We start from the raw sequence: 15,236 nt of genomic DNA, 5'->3' as shown, positions 1-15,236 counted from the left end.
CGCCCTGCCTACCAGAGCTTCCACCAGCGCGGTGGCGGCTTGCGGAGTTCGAGCGGGCGGGTGTCGAGCTCCAGGCCCGCCACCGGCATCGAGGGCAGGTGACGGCGCAACGTGCGCTCGAGTTCATGCGCCATGCCGCGTGCGCGCGCGTCGCCGCGCAGGGCGCGACGGCGCCATTCCGCAGCTTCTGCGGCCAGTGCATCCATGTCCATGTTGCTGATCTCCACCATGGCGCGATTGTCTCGTGCCCGGGCGTCGCTCATGTAGGCGCAAGCAGTACGTCGGCGTACGAATGGATACGCAGCGCGGCCTGGATCCCACACCGTGGCAACAAGAAGCCCGCCGCTATGTCAAAAGACATTGCGCGCCGGCGCGAAACCGGGCCCAGTCGAAGATCGCCTCACCCATCCTATATGTGGGATACGACCTACACGAGGATGCGGCATCGCTTGACTGATGCAGCTTCGTCGGCGCGGTCCGCCGACGGCTACGATCCCCGACGCGAACCAAATACTCAAATTAGGGAAGGGAGCCGCCGCGTGCATGATCGAATGCACGGGCGGTCGGTGGTGGGACCGCGAACCGTGCAAATACCGAGAGGAAATCCATGAAGAACGACCATGAAGCGTTGCGCGCGACGCTGCGCGAGGAAGAGAACGACGTCCTCGAGGGCTGGCTGGACGAAGCCCGCGTGAGCGAACCGGGGGCGCGTCGCTCCGCCAAGGCCGAGGGCGGCGAGCTGCTGCGCCAGCTCGACGGCGTTCTGGCCGCGGGCGGCGACGCCGCGCGCTTCGAGGCGGCCGAATGGGCACCGCTGCGCGACACGCTGGCCAACCTCTCGCGTACGCGCGCGGCCAAGGGCGAGTCGGCCGGCGACACCAGCCTGTTCGTGCTGGCGCTCAAGAAGCCGCTGTTCGATGCGCTGCAGCGCCGGCTGGCGAAGGATCCCGCCGCGCTGGCCAGCGCGCTGTGGACCCTGTCGGCCTCGGTCGACAAGCTCGCGCAGCACACGGTGACCACTTTCCAGCAGGCTCGCGAGGACATCATCCGCCGCCAGCAGGAGGAACTGCTCGAACTCTCGACCCCGGTCGTGAAGCTGTGGGAAGGCGTGCTGGCCGTGCCGATGATCGGCGTGCTCGACAGCGGCCGCACGCAGATGGTGATGGAGGCGCTGCTGCAGCGCATCGTCGAGACCGGCTCCGGCATCGCGATCATCGACATCACGGGCGTGCCCACGGTCGACACCCTGGTCGCCCAGCATCTGCTCAAGACCGTGACCGCGATCCGCCTGATGGGCGCCGACTGCATCATCAGTGGCATCCGGCCGCAGATCGCCCAGACCATCGTGCACCTGGGCATCGACCTGCAGGGCGTGCAGACCAAGGCCACGCTGGCCGATGCGCTCGCGCTGGCCCTGAGGCAGACCGGCTGGCGCATCGAGCGCATGGCCTGAGCGGAGCCGCCATGGACCGCATTCCCATCCTGCGCATGGGCGACATCCTTCTGGTGACGATCCAGGTCGACATGCAGGACCAGACCGCGTTGCAGCTGCAGGACGACCTGGCCGGCCAGATCGCCAAGACCGGCGCCTCGGGCGTGATGATCGACATCTCGGCGCTCGAGATCGTCGACTCCTTCGTCGGCCGCATGCTGACCAGCATCTCGGGCATCGCCCGCATCCTCTCGGCCACCACGGTGGTGGTGGGCATGCAGCCGGCGGTGGCGATCACCCTGGTCGAGCTCGGGCTCTCGCTTGAGGGCGTGAAGACGGCGCTCAATGTCGAGCGCGGCATGGAAATGCTGCGCCGCGCGCGCCTGGAGAACACCCTTGGCCGCTGACCCCACGGGCACGCTGCCGCTGCTCTCGGAGCAGAACATCGTGGCCAGCCGCCAGATGGTGCGCACGCTGTGCCAGGAGCTCAAGCTGTCGCTGGTCGACCAGACCAAGATGATCACGGCCGCCAGCGAGTTGTCGCGCAACGCGCTGATCCACGGCGGCGGCGGGCGCATGCGCTGGGAGTTCGTCGAGCGCAACGGCCGGCGCGGGCTGCAGCTGCACTTCGAGGACGAAGGCCGCGGCATCGAGGACATCGCCTTGGCGCTGACCGACGGCTGGACCAGCGGCAGCGGCATGGGCCTGGGCCTGCCGGGCAGCAAGCGGCTGGTGAACGACTTCGAGATCCAGTCGGCACCCGGTGCCGGCACGCGCGTGAGCATCACCAAGTGGAAGTGATCGCGGGCTGGACCCATCGAGCGTTTCCGATCGACGATGCCAGCCGCATCGGCGAGGCCCGGCGCCATGCGGCACTGGCCGTGGCCGAGATGGCCTGGAACGAAGTCGACGCGGGCCGGGTCGCGCTGGTGATCACCGAGCTCGGCACCAACCTGCTGCGGCATGCGCGCAAGGGCCGGCTGCTGATCGCTTCGCGGCCGCAGATGCACGAGCTCGAGATCGTCTCGATCGACGAGGGACCGGGCATCGAGAACCTCGCGCTGTCGATGCAGGACGGCCATTCCTCGGGCAGCACGCCCGGCACCGGCCTGGGTGCGGTGCGGCGGCTGGCCGACGAGTTCGACATCCATTCGTCGGTGCCCGAGGGCACGGTCTGCGTGGCGCGCGTGCGCGAGGCGCGCGGCCGCGGCGCGGCCGAGGTACCGGGCGCGCAGCGGGTGCAGATCGGTGCGCTGTGCCTTCCGGCGCCCTACGAATCCGTCAGCGGCGACGCGTGGGCGGCTTCGGTGTCGCCCGAGGGTGACCACTTCAACCTACTGCTCGTCGACGGGCTGGGCCACGGGCCCGAGGCGGCCAAGGCCGCGCAGGCCGCGACCGAGGCTTTCGCCGAGGCGCCCGGGCGCGAGGTCCGCGACGCGGTGCAGCAACTGCACCAGCGCCTGCAGACCACGCGCGGCGCGGCCGTGTGCGTGCTGAAGCTCGATACCGAGGGCGAGTCCATCGCCTGGTCGGGCGCCGGCAATATCGTCGGGCGCGTGCTCTCGGGCATCTTCGACAAGGGCATCCTGACCCAGCACGGCACCGCCGGCATGCAGATCCGCAAGCCCGAGGCCGCCACCATGGAACTTCCGCCGCATGCGCTGGTGGTGCTGCACAGCGACGGCATCGAGACGCGCTGGCAGGCCGACCGCATCCGGCCATTGCTGCAAAAGGACCCCACGCTGGTGGCGGCCGTGCTTTTGCGCGACCATACGCGTCACCGCGACGATGCGACGGTCGTGGTTCTGCGGCGAAAGGAATGGCGATGAGCAGCAGCGAACTCGACACCGCGCACGACACCGAGGCCTCGGCGCTAGCGCGCCAGCTGGCCGAGAGCCGCCAGGAGAGCGACGAGCTGCGCGCCGAACTCGAGGAAACCAACCGCGGCGTGGTGGCGCTCTATGCCGAGCTCGATGCGCAGGCCGAGCAGCTCAAGAAGGCGACCGAACTCAAGAGCCGCTTCCTCGCCTACATGAGCCACGAGTTCCGCACGCCGATCAATGCGATCCGCAGCATTACGCGCATCCTCAACGACCGCATGGACGGCCCGCTCACGCCCGAGCAGGAGAAGCAGGTCGGTTTCGTCGAGACCATGGCCTCGGAACTCGCCGAGATGGTCGACGACCTGCTCGACCTGGCCAAGATCGAGGCCGGCCGCGTGGAGATCTCGCCGGCCTGGTTTGAGATGGTCGACCTGTTCTCGGCGCTGCGCGGCATGTTCCGCCCGGTGCTCGGCAACCCGGCCACCGCGTTGATCTTCGAGGAGCCCGAGGGCCTGCCCAAGCTCTACACCGACGACCGCAAGCTGTCGCAGATCCTGCGCAACTTCATCTCGAACGCGCTCAAGTTCACGCCCGAGGGTGAGGTGCGCGTGACCGCGATGCGCGTGGGCGAGGATCGCGTGCGCTTCTCGGTGGCCGACACCGGCATCGGCATCGCGCCCGAGCACCATGCGGCCGTGTTCGACGACTACTCGCAGGTCGACTCGCCGGTGCAGAAGCGGCTGCGCGGCACCGGCCTGGGCCTGTCGCTGAGCAAGCAGCTCGCCACGCTGCTTGGTGGCCATGTCGAACTCGAGAGCGAACTCGGCAAGGGCTCGACCTTCTCGGTTACGCTGCCGGTGCAACTGCGGCGCCAGTCTGGCGCCGAGGCGCAGGACGGGGAGCGCGACTGGGGCTGGAACGGGGCGGGCGGCGCCGCGAACGAACAGCACGCGGGGCAGGCATGAACATCGACCCCGTCATCAACATCACCATCGACCGCTCGCAGCACACGGTGCTGGTGGTCGACGACAACCCCACCACCCGCTACGCCACCGCGCGCGTGGTGCGCGCGGCCGGCTTCCAGACCCAGGAAGCGGGCACCGGCGGCGAGGCCGTGCGGCTGGCGCCGAAGAACATCTCGGCCGTCGTGCTCGACGTGCACCTGCCCGATTTCAGTGGTTTCGAGGTCTGCCAGCAGCTGCGGTTGCGCCCCGAGACCTCGACCCTGCCGGTGGTGCACCTGTCGGCGACCTTCGTGCGCAACGAGCACAAGGTGGCCGGACTCAACGCGGGCGCCGACGCCTACCTGGTGCACCCGGTCGAGCCGCCGGTGCTGATCGCCACGCTGCAGGCGCTGATCCGCGCGCGCATGGCCGAGGAGCGGCAGCGCGCGAGCGAGGCGCGCTTTCGCGCCATCTACGACCAGGCGCCGCTGGGCATCGCGCTGGTCGATGCGCGGGGGCGCATCGCCGACGTCAATCCCGCGATGGTCGGCATGCTCGGCCGCGCTCGCGAGATGCTGGTCGGCCAGGCGGTCAGCGCCTTCGCCCCGCCGGACTGGACCGAGTTCGTGCACCAACACACCACGGAGAGCGGCGACCCGCTGCAGCCGGCGGCGACCTGGACCGGCGAGTTCCCGCTGTTGCGGCAGGACGGCACATGGGTCCGCCTCGAATGGACCCTGTCGACGCCGATCGAACCCGGCCTGCGCGTGGGCATCGCGCTCGACGTCTCCGAGCGCTTCGAACTCGAGGCGCGCCGCAGCGAGGTGCTCGAGCGCGAACAGGCGGCGCGCGCCTCGGCCGAGCGCCTGAGTCGCACCAAGGACGACTTCGTGGCCGTGCTCTCGCACGAGCTGCGCAACCCGCTCAATGCCATCGGTGGCTGGGTGCACCTGCTGAAGGTCGGCAACCGCGCGCCCGAGCAGATGGAGAAGGGCCTCAACGCCATCGACCGCAGCGTGAAGGCGCAGGCGCGCCTGATCTCCGACATCCTCGACGTCTCGCGCATCAGCTCGGGCAAGCTGCGGCTGCACCGCGAATGGGTGGACCCGGCCGCGCTGGTGACCGCCTCGATCGAGGCCTCGAACGCCGCCGCGGCCGCGAAGAAACTGGCGATCCGCTTCAACCAGGAAGGCGCCGAGCAGGCGGCCTGGCTCGACGGCACGCGCTTCCAGCAGATCGTGTGGAACCTGCTGTCGAATGCCATCAAGTTCTCCGACGAGGGCGGGCGCATCGTGGTCGACCTGGTGCGCAGCGGCGACCGGCTGCACCTGTCGGTGCAGGACTTCGGCCGCGGTATCGCGAGCGATTTCGTGCCGCACCTGTTCGACCGCTTCTCGCAGAGCGATTCGCCCGACAACCGTTTCCATGGCGGCCTCGGCCTCGGGCTGTCGATCGTGAAGAACCTCGCCGAACTGCATGGCGGGCAGGTCTCGGCGCACAGCGAAGGCGAGGGCAAGGGAGCGACCCTGCGCGTGTCGCTCGGCGTGGTGCCCGACGGCGACGGCGGGATCATCCTGCTCGATGCGCGCCAGGCCGCTGGCGATTCGCTTTCCGACCATCTGCTCGCGGGGCTCGAGGTGCTGGTGGTCGAGGACAACGTGGATGCCAGCGAGATCCTCGCCGTGGTGCTGTCCGACGCGGGCGCGCTGGTGCGCATCGCGCCCGACTTCGACGGCGCGTTGCAGCTGCTCGACCAGAAGTGGCCCGACGTGCTGGTGAGCGACATCGGCCTGCCGGGGCGCGATGGCTACGACCTGATCCGCGAGCTGCGCCAGCTCGAGGTCGCGCGCGGCAAGCCGCGGATCTTCGCGATCGCCCACACGGCCTTCACCCGGCCGCAGGACCACAGCAAGGCGACCGAGGCCGGCTTCGACGCGCACCTGGGCAAGCCGCTGCAGCCGCATGCGCTGATCGCGCTGATCAACCAGCGCCACGGCTGAGCGCAAGCGCCTAGGCGGCCGGGCCCTCCACGAACACGTCGGAATGGAAGTCGGTGGCGTCGAGGCCGCAGCGCGCGAGCGCGGCCTCGCGCACCGCCGCCACCATCGCTGGCGAGCCGCAGCAGTACAGCGCGTGCCCGCGCAGGTCGGGGGAGGCCCGTGCCAGCGCCTCGTCGGCCCGGCCGCGGATGTACTCGGCGCGCAGGCTTTCGTCCACTGTCGCGTCCTCGTCGCTCAGGGCCGCGACGAAGCGCAGCGACGGCCACTGCCGCTGCCAGCGCGCGATCGCCGCGGGCAGGTAGATGTCCTGTGCGCGGCGCGCGCCCCACAGCAGCGTGATCGGCCGATCGGCGCGGCGCTTCATCAGGTCGTCGAGGATGGACTTGACCGGCGCGAAACCCGTGCCGCCGACCACGAAGACCAGCGGCGCGGTGTCGTCGGCTTCACCGGCCAGCGAGAAGGCGCCGAAGGGCAGTTCCACCTCGAGCAGCTCGCCGCTTTCGAGCCGCGGCACGCGCGCGCTGAACGCGCCGCCGGGCACATGGCGCACATGCAGCGTCAGCGTGTCGCTCTCGTGGGGCGGATTGGCCATCGAATAGCAGCGCGTGCTGCCGTCGTCGAGCTTGAGCTGCAGGTACTGGCCGGCCTGGAAGCGCGCGCGCTGGCCCGCGGGCAGCCGAAGCTGCAGCAGCGAGACGTCGGGTGCGACGAGCTGGTGGCGAAACACCTTGGCAGCGAAGCGCTTGCGTGCCGCCGGATCAATGCGCCGCCACGACACCGGCCGGATCTCGAGCGCGGGGCTCGCGGCCGTGCACATGCACAACAGCACCTGGCCCGGCAAGCAGGTCTCGTTGACCATCGCGCCGCGGCCCGTGGGTGCGACCTCGCCTTGCGCGACCGTGCCCGCGCAGTTGCCGCACACGCCCTTGCGGCACGAGTGGGGCAGCTCGATGCCGGCGCGCAATGCGGCGTCGAGCACGGTCTCGCCCTCGTTGCCGTCGAAGGCCAGGTCGCTGTCGGCGATAGCGATGCGGTGGCTCATGGCACCACCTCGCCGGACACGTTCGGCAGACCCGACAGCAGCGCGATGGTGCGCAGCACGGCCTCGGGGCTCGCGATGCCGCGGCCCGCGATGTCCATCGCGCTGCCATGGCCGACGCTCGACAGCAGCGCATCGGCGCCGATGCTCAGGGCGCTCGCTGCGCGCGGCGCCAGCAGCTTGACCGGGATGTGGCCCTGGTCGTGGAACATCGCCACGTAGAGATCGTGCGTGCGCTCCGCGAGCAGCAGGTCGGCACCGACGGGGCCGTCCACGCGCAGGCCCTCGGCGCGCGCGGCCTCGACCGCCGGCGCGACGATCGCGGCATCCTCGGGCCCGAACAGCCCGCCCTCGGAAGCATGCGGGTTGATGCCGAACACGCCGATCGAAGGCCGGTCCACGCCCAGCAGCGCGCAGGCCCGCGCGCCGGCACGGATCGCCTCGGCCACCAGCGCGGGCGTCATGCGGTCGAGCGCGGTGCGCACGCTCTCGTGCAGCGTCGCATGCACGATGCGCAGCCCGCCGCCCACGAGCAGCAGGAACACGCGCTCCTCGGCCATGCCGCACACGCGCGCCACCAGCGAGGGATAGCCGCTGAAGGCGATGCCGGCGCGATGGATCGCGGTCTCGTGGTGCGGGCAGGCGACCACCGCATCGACTTCGCCGCGTCGGCAGGCCTGCAGCGCGGCCGTGGCCGATGCGACGGCGGAGGCGCCCGCTGCGGCGTCGATACGTCCGGGTTGCGCTTCGAGGTCGCCGGTGGCGACCAGCGCCGCATCGCGCAGCAGCGCGTCGAGGCCGAGCTGCGCCGCCGTGCGTTCGAACACGTTTGCCGGTCCGTACAACACGATGCGTTCGCGGTCTTCGCGCGGCAGCGCGGCCAGGGCCTTCAGCGCGATCTCGGGCCCGATGCCGTTGGGATCGCCCGCCGTGAGCGCGAGCCGGCGCGGCGTTCGAAGAGAAGACTCGGCGTTCACAGCGGCAGCGCGAGCAGGGTGTCGGTCACCGTGCTGTCGCACACGGCCACGCGCGATTGCAGCAGCAGGCGGCCGTCGCGGCGCACGAAGCGGTCTTCGTAGCTGCCGGTGGCGAACATCTCGGTCTGTCCCGTGGCCATGATGCGCGCCACCATGAAGGGGGTGCGCGTGCGGGCAGTATCGGCTTCGGCCTCGAGCAGCAGCGGCATGCCCAGCAGGTGGCGGTAGCGCTGCCGCTCGTAGATGTTGGCCTCGCGCAGCGCGGCGATGCGGTCCTCGAGCATCGCGCGCGAGTCGGCGTAGACGATGCCCGCGGGCAGTCCCTCGCGCTCGTTCTCGACGTGGGTGATGCGGTAGTGGCAGTCGTCGGCGAAGAAGTCGGGCCAGCGCTCGAGCGCATCGCTGTCGATGGCATCGGCATAGGCCGCGTTGAAGGCGCACAGCGCCAGCAGGTCGATCATGGGTGTACTTTCCTCGTCGGGTGCTCAAGCGCCCATGTGCTGGCGATACGCCTTCCAGAAGCCGCGCACCGAGGCCTCGGTCGCGCGGCCCTCGCTCGAGACGGCGCCGTCGCCGCCCATCTCGACGATGGCCTCGTGGTCGGCCGCGCCCGCGATGCCGCGCTGCACGAAGCCGCCGACCGCGCCGTCCTCCATCGAGATGAAGCCCGCGGGGCCGACCAGGTTCGACTGCTTGAGCCGCACGCGGCGCTGCGCGGGCGTGTCGTCGACGTAGCCGATGTAGGTCCAGTTGAGCTCGGTGCGCGCGCTGCCCTTGGGCAGTACCTGGCGCACCGCGAGGCAGTTCTGGATCTGCTGCAGCACGAAGCCAGGGAACACCGAGAGGATCTGCAAGGTCACGCCGTCGTCGTACTCCGCGAAGCCCGCGAGCACGCTCGGGTCCTTGAGGCGATAGCGGTCGTTGTCGGAGCGCAGCGCCTGTTCCTTGTACGAGGCATCCTTTTCGGCGGCCGCGTCGATCATCGAATAGCTCACGTGGTGGCCGCCGCTCTCGTCGACGATCACGCCGCCCTTCTGCGACAGCCGGTTGAGCTCGAAGGTGGTGAAGAACAGATGCAATAGGCTCGCGTGGTAACTGTCCTTCACGTTCTCGACGTAGAGCTTCCAGTTGTTGGGCAGCGCCTGCGTGAAGCGGCCGACCACCTCTACCGGCTTGTGCAGCACGCGCTCGATGCGCGCGCAGATGTCGTCGCCGAGGTATTCCTCGATCGAGGGCACGTCCTCCGAGAAGCTGCCGAACACCAGCCCGCAGAAGCGCGCGATGCGCAGCTTGCGCGGCCCGTGCGCTTCCTTGCAGAAGCTCGCGGGCATGCCGCCCTGGCCCTTCACGCCCTTCTCGAAGGCCACGCCCGTGAGGTCGCCCTGGCGGTTGTAGCTCCAGGCGTGGTAGACGCACTGGAAGTTCTCGCTGCGGCCCGACTTCTCGAGCGCGATCAGCGCGCCGCGGTGCGCGCAGCGGTTCTCGAAGGCGTAGATCTCGTCGTCGTCGTCGCGCACCACCACCACCGGCGTCTCGCCCGCGAAGGTGGTGCGGTAGCTGCCGCCCTCGGGCAGCTCGGCCTCGAGGCACAGGTAGTTCCAGGTCTGGCCGCGGAAGATGCGCGCCTGTTCGTCGGCGGCCAGTTGCGTGTCGCTGTAGACGCCGAAGGGAATGCGCGTGAGGCCGGGCCCGGACCAGTGGATCGGTTGCGCGGACGCGGTGGATGAAGCGATGGACATGGCGGGCTTACTCGAGGGTGACGTTGGCGCTCTGGATGACCTTGTGCCACTTGGCGGACTCGGTCTGGATGAACTGGCCGGTGCGGGCACTGTCCCAGCCGCGCGGCTCGGCGCCCTGCTCGGCGAACTTCTGCTTCACGTCGGGCAGCGCGAGGGCGGTGGCGATGGCCTTCTGCGTCGAGGCCACGACCGGTGCCGGCGTGCCCGGCGGCGCGACCACCGCGAACCAGGTCACGGCGTTCATCGCGGGCAGCTTCTGCTCGGCGAAGGTCGGCGCCTCGGGCAGCGCGGGACTGCGGTGCTCGTCGGCCACCGCGAGGATGCGGACCTTGCCGGTGCGCGCGAACTGCAGCGAGGAGGAGATGTTGTCGAAGAACACGTCGACCTGGCCGCCGATCAGGTCCACCAGCGCGGGCGCCGTGCCCTTGTACGGCACGTGCGTCATCTCGGTGCCGGTGAGCTGCATGAACAGGCTGGCCGTGAGGTGCGAGGTGGTGCCGTTGCCCTGCGAGGCGAAGCTCACCTTGCCGGGGTTGGCCTTGAGGTAGGCGATGAACTCGGCCACGTTGTGCACCGGCAGCTTCGGGTTTACCACCAGCACGTTGGGAACCGTCGCGAGCACCGTCACCGGCACCCAGCGCGTGGGGTCGAAGCCCAGCTTCTTGTAGAGGTGCTGGTTGATCGCGATCGGCGCGGGCGGCGAGGCCAGCAGGGTCTTGCCGTCGGGCTCGGCGCGGTAGACCACGTCGGCGCCGATGTTGCCGCCGGCGCCCGTGCGGTTCTCGATCACCAGGCCGCCGGGGAACTGGTCGCGCAGCTTGTCGGCCACCACGCGCGGCAGGATGTCGGCGGTGCCGCCGGCGGGGAAGGGCACGATCATGCGCGCGACCTTCTCGTTGGCGGTCTGCGCCTGCGCGGCGGGCGGCAGCGCGGGCAGCATCAGCGCGGCCAGGGCCGCCAGGCCGAGCGTGCGCGCGGCGAGTCTGTGGAACATCGTGTGTCTCCGTCTTGTTCGTGCATCGAGGGGTTTTCAGTGTCCTTGCGGGCCGGTGCGCGAACAAGCTAGATTTGCGCTATGCGCAAAACCCGGACCGACGCCCCGAGCGAGGAAGAGCCCGCTCCCGACAAGAACTTCGTCGCCTCGCTCGAGAAGGGGCTGGCCGTGCTGACCTGCTTCGGCCGCCAGCACAGCCGGCTCAACGTGTCGGAGGTTGCGCGGCTCACGCTGAGCACACCGGCCTCGGCGCGGCGCTCGCTGCTGACCTTGCGCGCGCTCGGCTATCTCGACAGCGACGGCAAGCGCTTCTGGCTGCTGCCGAAGGCGCTGCTGGTGGCGCATGCCTATCTCGCCTCACGGCCCGAGCCGTCGGTGGCGCAGCCGCTGCTCGATGCGTTGTCGGAGCGCACGCGCGAGTCGGCTTCGCTCGCGCTGCTGCAGGACGACGACGCGATCATCATCGCGCGCTCCACTGCGCGGCGCAGCCTCAGCACCGGCCTGGGCATCGGCTCGCGCCTGCCGGCCTACTGCGCGGCGCTGGGCCGCGTGCTGCTCGCGAGCCTGCCGCCCGAGGAGGCCGAGCGCCGCATCCGCGCCATGCCGCGCCCGCGGCTGTCGCCGCGCACCGTCACCGACGCGGCCGAGGTGCTGGCCATCGTCGCGCGCTGCCGGCGCGAGGGCTACGCCAGCAACGACGGCGAGCTCGAGCTCGGCGTGCGCTCCATGGCCGTGCCGGTGCGCGACCGCGCGCAGCAGGTGGTGGCGGCGATGAGCATTGCGGTGCGTACCGAGCGCATGACCTTGGTCGAGTTTCGCGAGGCTTTTCTGCCGGCACTGCAGAAGGCCAGTGCGAGCCTGAGCGCGCGCCTGTATCCGGGATGACGCGCAGCCGCCAGCAGGAGAGGGCGATGCAGAATGCCCCCGTCGCCAGCGACCACAACCACGACAACAGCCTCATGAACCTCCGCTCCTCTCTTGCCCGCACACTCGTGGCGAGCGCGATCCTCGCCCTGTTGGCCGCCTGCGCCTCGAACCCGCCCGCCGACCCCGGCGAATGGAAGCCCAACCCGCCCAATCCCAACGCGCCGTATCCCGCCGAGTCGCGCACGAATGGCGAGCAGGGCATGGTGATGCTGCGCGTGCGCACCATGCCGGCGGGCAAGCCGGCCGCGATCGAGGTGCAGAAATCGAGTGGTTATCCGCGGCTGGACCGCTCGGCGGTCGAGACGGTGTGGAAGTGGCAGTTCAAGCCCACGCCCGACGACGGCACCGTGGTCTGGCGCGAGGTGCCGATCCGCTTCTTCATCACCTCGCTGCCGCAGCAGCAGAAGCTGGATTGAGACCCACCGCCCTCAGGCGGTCGCCGGCGCATCGTCCGTGAGCTGCCGCAGCGCCTCGCGCAGCTTGTCGAGGTCGGCCGGCTTCGAGAAGTGCGCATCGAAACCGGCCTCGAGCGCCTGGCGCCGATCCGATTCCTGGCCATAGCCGGTCAGCGCGAGCAGCGCGATCCGTCGCGTGCCCGATTCGCGCTCGCGCTCGCGCACGCGCCGCGCGAGCTCATGTCCGCTCATGCCGGGCAGGCCGATGTCGAAGATGCCCGCGTCCACCGGCCCGGCCTCGAGCAGCTGCAGCGCCTCCTCGGCGCTGCCAGCCTTGCGGACATCGTGCCCTTCGAGCGCGAACCACTCGGCCAGCACGTCGAGCGCATCGAAGTTGTCGTCCACCAGCAGCAGGCGCAACGTGGGCGCGCCGATGGCGGCCGCATCGGCGGGCGCCTCGGGCTCGGCGGCCGCGGCACCGGCCAGCGGCAGGCGCACGATGAAGCGGCTGCCCTGTCCTTCGCCGGCGCTCTGTGCCTCGATCAGCCCGCCATGCAGCTTCGCGAGGCTTTGCGCGATGGCCAGGCCCAGGCCCAGGCCGCCGGCCGCGCGCTGCAGCTGCTGCGCGCCCTGCACGAAGCGGTCGAACACATGCGGCAGCAACTCGGGCGCGATGCCGATGCCCTCGTCGCTGATCGACAGCTCGGCCTGGCCACCGGCCATGCGCAGGTCCAGCACGATCTCGTCGGTGGGCTGGGTGAACTTGGCGGCGTTGTTCAGCAGGTTGCACACGATCTGCACCAGCCGCAGCGGATCGCCGAGCACCGGCACCGGCTGATCGGGCAGGCTCAGGCGCGGCATGCGCGCGCGCGGCTGCAGCGCGGGCTGCGTGAGCTCGATCGCCTTGGCGGCCACGTCGCGCAGGTCGACGGGCTCGGGCCGCAGCACGATCTTGCCCGACACGATGCGCGAGATGTCGAGCAGGTCGTCGACCAGCCGCGAGAGATGGCGCACCTGCCGCTCGATGATCTGGCGCTCGCGCGGGAAGGCTTTTTCGTCCTTGCGTTCGATCAGCGTGAGCGCGAGCGAGATCGGCGCCAGCGGATTGCGCAGCTCGTGGCCCAGCATGGCGAGGAATTCGTCCTTGGCCTGGCTCGCCACCTCGGCCTGGGTCTGCGCCTTGCGGGCGCGCGCGAGCAGGCGCACGTTGTCCAGCGCGAGCGCGGCGCGCTGCGCGAGCTCGCCGATCAGGGCGCCGTCGGCGGGCGAGAAGCGCCGCTTCGAGCGGTCCTGCAGGATCGCCATCGCGCCGATGGTGCGCCCGCGCGCCACCAGCGGCACCAAGCAGCCGGCCGTGATGCCCAGCATCTGGACGAAGGCGCGCAGCTGCGGGTCGAGCAGCTCGAAGTCGCCGGGGCTGTCGAGGTTGCCGATGAAGGTCTGGCCGCTGGCGATGGCCCAGGGGAACGAGCCAGGGCCGGTGGTCGGCGCGGCGCTGTTGTCCACGAACCGCGCGATCTCGGCGCTGCGCGCGGGGTCGGCATGGTGGGTGAGCTTGCGCTCGAGCACGTCGTGCTCGTCGAGCAGGTCGATGCGGCAGAGGTCGGCCACGTGCGGCACGATGATGCCGGCGATGGCCTGCAGGGTCGATTCTTCCTCGAGCGAGCGCGACAGCACCGCGCTCGCGCTCACCAGCCGCTCGAGCTGGGTCTGCGCCGCCTGCGCCACGGTGCGGGCCTCGCGCTCGGCGTTCAGCAGGCTGTCGCGCTCGGCTTCGTGCTCGGTGCGCTGCGTGGCGGCATCGGCCAGCGCATGCGCGACGGCGTCGATCTCGGCGATGCCCGAGGCATGGGTCGAGACCGGCAGGCCGTGCCCGAGCGCGTCGGCGCTACGGCGCAGGCGCGCCATCGGCCGCGTGATCGAGCGCGACATCCACCAGGCCACGAGCGCGCCGAGCAGTAGCGACACCAGCAGGCCACCGCCATAGGCGAGCAGGGTGCGGCGCAGTGCGTCGTCGGCCACCGCGGTGGGCGCGCCGAGCGCGACGATCCAGGGTGCGACGTCGATGCGTGCCACCGCCGTCTGCACCTCGGTGCCGTCGACGTTGTGCGTGGTGCCGACGTACTCGCGCCGGTCCTTCATCGTCTGCAGCAGCGCGCGCAGGCTTTCGCTGGGCGGCCGGCCGCGGAAGCGCTCGTCATCGCGCGAGCGCGCCACGCGCGTCAGCGCCGAATCGAAGACCGAGACCGCCCAGCCCTCGGGCACGCGCTGGCGCGCCAGCACAGCACCGATCGCCTCGGGGCGCACGATGGCGGTGAGCACGTAGCGCACCGTGTCGTCGCGCACCACCGGCACCCGCACCGCGAAGGCCAAGTTGCCCCGCGGCCCCGGCGCCAGCACGCCGATGCCGGGCTGGCGCGTGCGGATCACCTCGGCCAGGCTGGCGGCCTCGACCACCTCGCCGTCGGGCCCGGCCACCGAGCCCTCGCTGCTGAAGACCACCTTGCCCGAGGGCGCGATCAGCAGCACGCCTCGCCATTCGGGATGGGTGGCGCGCAGCGCCTTGGCGAGCACGAGCGCGTCGATCAGGCCGCTGTCCTCGTTGGCGCCCAGCGGTTCGGCCAGCGCCAGCGCCTGCAGCGCGGAGATCGTGAGCCGCAGCTCGCTGTCGACCGAGGTGGCGAGCGCGCGCGCCACGCCCATGGTGGAGGTCTGGGTCTGCGCGCGCTGGGCCTGCAGCAGCCCGTTGAGCGCGAAGCCGCAGACGACGGCGAGCGGCAGCAGGGCCGCCGAGGCCACCAGCAGGAGCCGGACCGAGAGGGAGGGAGCGCGCATTCGCCTGAGGTGATCCACCGCAAAAGCATCGATTGTTGCTCAGCCGGCGCGCGCGGCCATCCCGGGTTTTCGGTAGCTAGAAGGTCCAGCGCGCGCTGACCCGCGCGCTGCGCGGCTCCATCGGATGGATG

15 protein-coding genes are annotated in these 15,236 nt (G+C 70.6%); 8 read left to right on the top strand and 7 right to left on the bottom strand.

What is annotated here, in order from left to right:
- Positions 1-8: 8 nt before the first annotated feature.
- Positions 9-230, bottom strand: a complete 222-nt coding sequence (locus ACODT0_RS32275) for a hypothetical protein (RefSeq protein WP_208513274.1) — start codon at positions 228-230, stop codon at positions 9-11.
- Between the two features lie 377 nt (positions 231-607).
- On the opposite strand from ACODT0_RS32275, the gene ACODT0_RS32270 reads away from it, so the two are divergent.
- From ACODT0_RS32270 to ACODT0_RS32245, 6 genes are read left to right on the top strand one after another with little or no spacing between them, the layout of a single operon-like run.
- On the top strand, positions 608-1,453 hold the full coding sequence (locus ACODT0_RS32270) for an STAS domain-containing protein (protein ID WP_057593891.1): 846 nt from the start codon (positions 608-610) through the stop codon (positions 1,451-1,453).
- Positions 1,454-1,464: 11 nt separating this feature from the next.
- Complete coding sequence (locus tag ACODT0_RS32265; protein ID WP_057593892.1) at positions 1,465-1,839, top strand: STAS domain-containing protein; 375 nt, start codon at positions 1,465-1,467, stop codon at positions 1,837-1,839.
- On the top strand, positions 1,829-2,233 hold the full coding sequence (locus ACODT0_RS32260; protein ID WP_057593893.1) for an anti-sigma regulatory factor: 405 nt from the start codon (positions 1,829-1,831) through the stop codon (positions 2,231-2,233). The genes ACODT0_RS32265 and ACODT0_RS32260 overlap by 11 nt, the downstream gene beginning before the upstream one ends.
- Positions 2,224-3,261 carry an ATP-binding SpoIIE family protein phosphatase gene (locus ACODT0_RS32255; protein WP_057593894.1) on the top strand — a complete coding sequence of 346 codons (1,038 nt, stop codon included), beginning with the start codon at positions 2,224-2,226 and terminating at the stop codon, positions 3,259-3,261. The genes ACODT0_RS32260 and ACODT0_RS32255 overlap by 10 nt, the downstream gene beginning before the upstream one ends.
- Positions 3,258-4,220 (top strand): sensor histidine kinase, encoded by a 963-nt coding sequence (locus tag ACODT0_RS32250; RefSeq protein ID WP_082321685.1) that lies wholly within the window; start codon positions 3,258-3,260, stop codon positions 4,218-4,220. Before ACODT0_RS32255 ends, ACODT0_RS32250 begins: the two co-directional genes overlap by 4 nt.
- Complete coding sequence (locus ACODT0_RS32245) at positions 4,217-6,199, top strand: hybrid sensor histidine kinase/response regulator (RefSeq protein WP_057593895.1); 1,983 nt, start codon at positions 4,217-4,219, stop codon at positions 6,197-6,199. Before ACODT0_RS32250 ends, ACODT0_RS32245 begins: the two co-directional genes overlap by 4 nt.
- A 10-nt stretch (positions 6,200-6,209) precedes the next feature.
- On the opposite strand, the gene ACODT0_RS32240 is transcribed toward ACODT0_RS32245, so the two are convergent.
- Genes ACODT0_RS32240 through ACODT0_RS32220 form a run of 5 tightly spaced genes read right to left on the bottom strand, consistent with a single transcriptional unit; the run spans position 6,210 to position 10,948 of the window.
- On the bottom strand, positions 6,210-7,241 hold the full coding sequence (locus tag ACODT0_RS32240; protein ID WP_296736841.1) for a 2Fe-2S iron-sulfur cluster-binding protein: 1,032 nt from the start codon (positions 7,239-7,241) through the stop codon (positions 6,210-6,212).
- Positions 7,238-8,215 carry a PdxA family dehydrogenase gene (locus tag ACODT0_RS32235; protein ID WP_479668972.1) on the bottom strand — a complete coding sequence of 326 codons (978 nt, stop codon included), beginning with the start codon at positions 8,213-8,215 and terminating at the stop codon, positions 7,238-7,240. The genes ACODT0_RS32240 and ACODT0_RS32235 overlap by 4 nt, the downstream gene beginning before the upstream one ends.
- Positions 8,212-8,676, bottom strand: coding sequence for an aromatic-ring-hydroxylating dioxygenase subunit beta (locus ACODT0_RS32230; RefSeq protein ID WP_057593898.1), 465 nt, complete (start codon positions 8,674-8,676; stop codon positions 8,212-8,214). Before ACODT0_RS32230 ends, ACODT0_RS32235 begins: the two co-directional genes overlap by 4 nt.
- A 24-nt stretch (positions 8,677-8,700) precedes the next feature.
- A complete protein-coding gene (locus tag ACODT0_RS32225) occupies positions 8,701-9,954 on the bottom strand; it encodes an aromatic ring-hydroxylating dioxygenase subunit alpha (RefSeq protein WP_489043143.1) in 1,254 nt (417 codons plus the stop codon).
- A 7-nt stretch (positions 9,955-9,961) separates the two neighbouring features.
- Positions 9,962-10,948, bottom strand: a complete 987-nt coding sequence (locus ACODT0_RS32220) for a Bug family tripartite tricarboxylate transporter substrate binding protein (protein ID WP_489043142.1) — start codon at positions 10,946-10,948, stop codon at positions 9,962-9,964.
- 81 nt (positions 10,949-11,029) lie between these two features.
- Here ACODT0_RS32220 and ACODT0_RS32215 point away from each other — a divergent pair, with 81 nt between their 5' ends.
- Together ACODT0_RS32215 and ACODT0_RS32210 are read left to right on the top strand one after the other, a co-directional pair.
- Positions 11,030-11,833 carry an IclR family transcriptional regulator domain-containing protein gene (locus ACODT0_RS32215; RefSeq protein WP_057593901.1) on the top strand — a complete coding sequence of 268 codons (804 nt, stop codon included), beginning with the start codon at positions 11,030-11,032 and terminating at the stop codon, positions 11,831-11,833.
- 26 nt (positions 11,834-11,859) lie between these two features.
- Entirely contained in the window at positions 11,860-12,291 is a 432-nt protein-coding gene (locus ACODT0_RS32210) for an energy transducer TonB (RefSeq protein ID WP_057598619.1), read from the top strand.
- Positions 12,292-12,303: 12 nt separating this feature from the next.
- On the opposite strand, the gene ACODT0_RS32205 is transcribed toward ACODT0_RS32210, so the two are convergent.
- Positions 12,304-15,105 carry a hybrid sensor histidine kinase/response regulator gene (locus ACODT0_RS32205; RefSeq protein WP_489043141.1) on the bottom strand — a complete coding sequence of 934 codons (2,802 nt, stop codon included), beginning with the start codon at positions 15,103-15,105 and terminating at the stop codon, positions 12,304-12,306.
- Between the last annotated feature and the right edge of the window lie 131 nt (positions 15,106-15,236).

The sequence above is a fragment of the Variovorax sp. FG153 genome, assembly GCF_057809595.1.
Note: the sequence above shows the minus strand (reverse complement) of the source record. Positions and strands in the feature narration are given on the sequence as shown.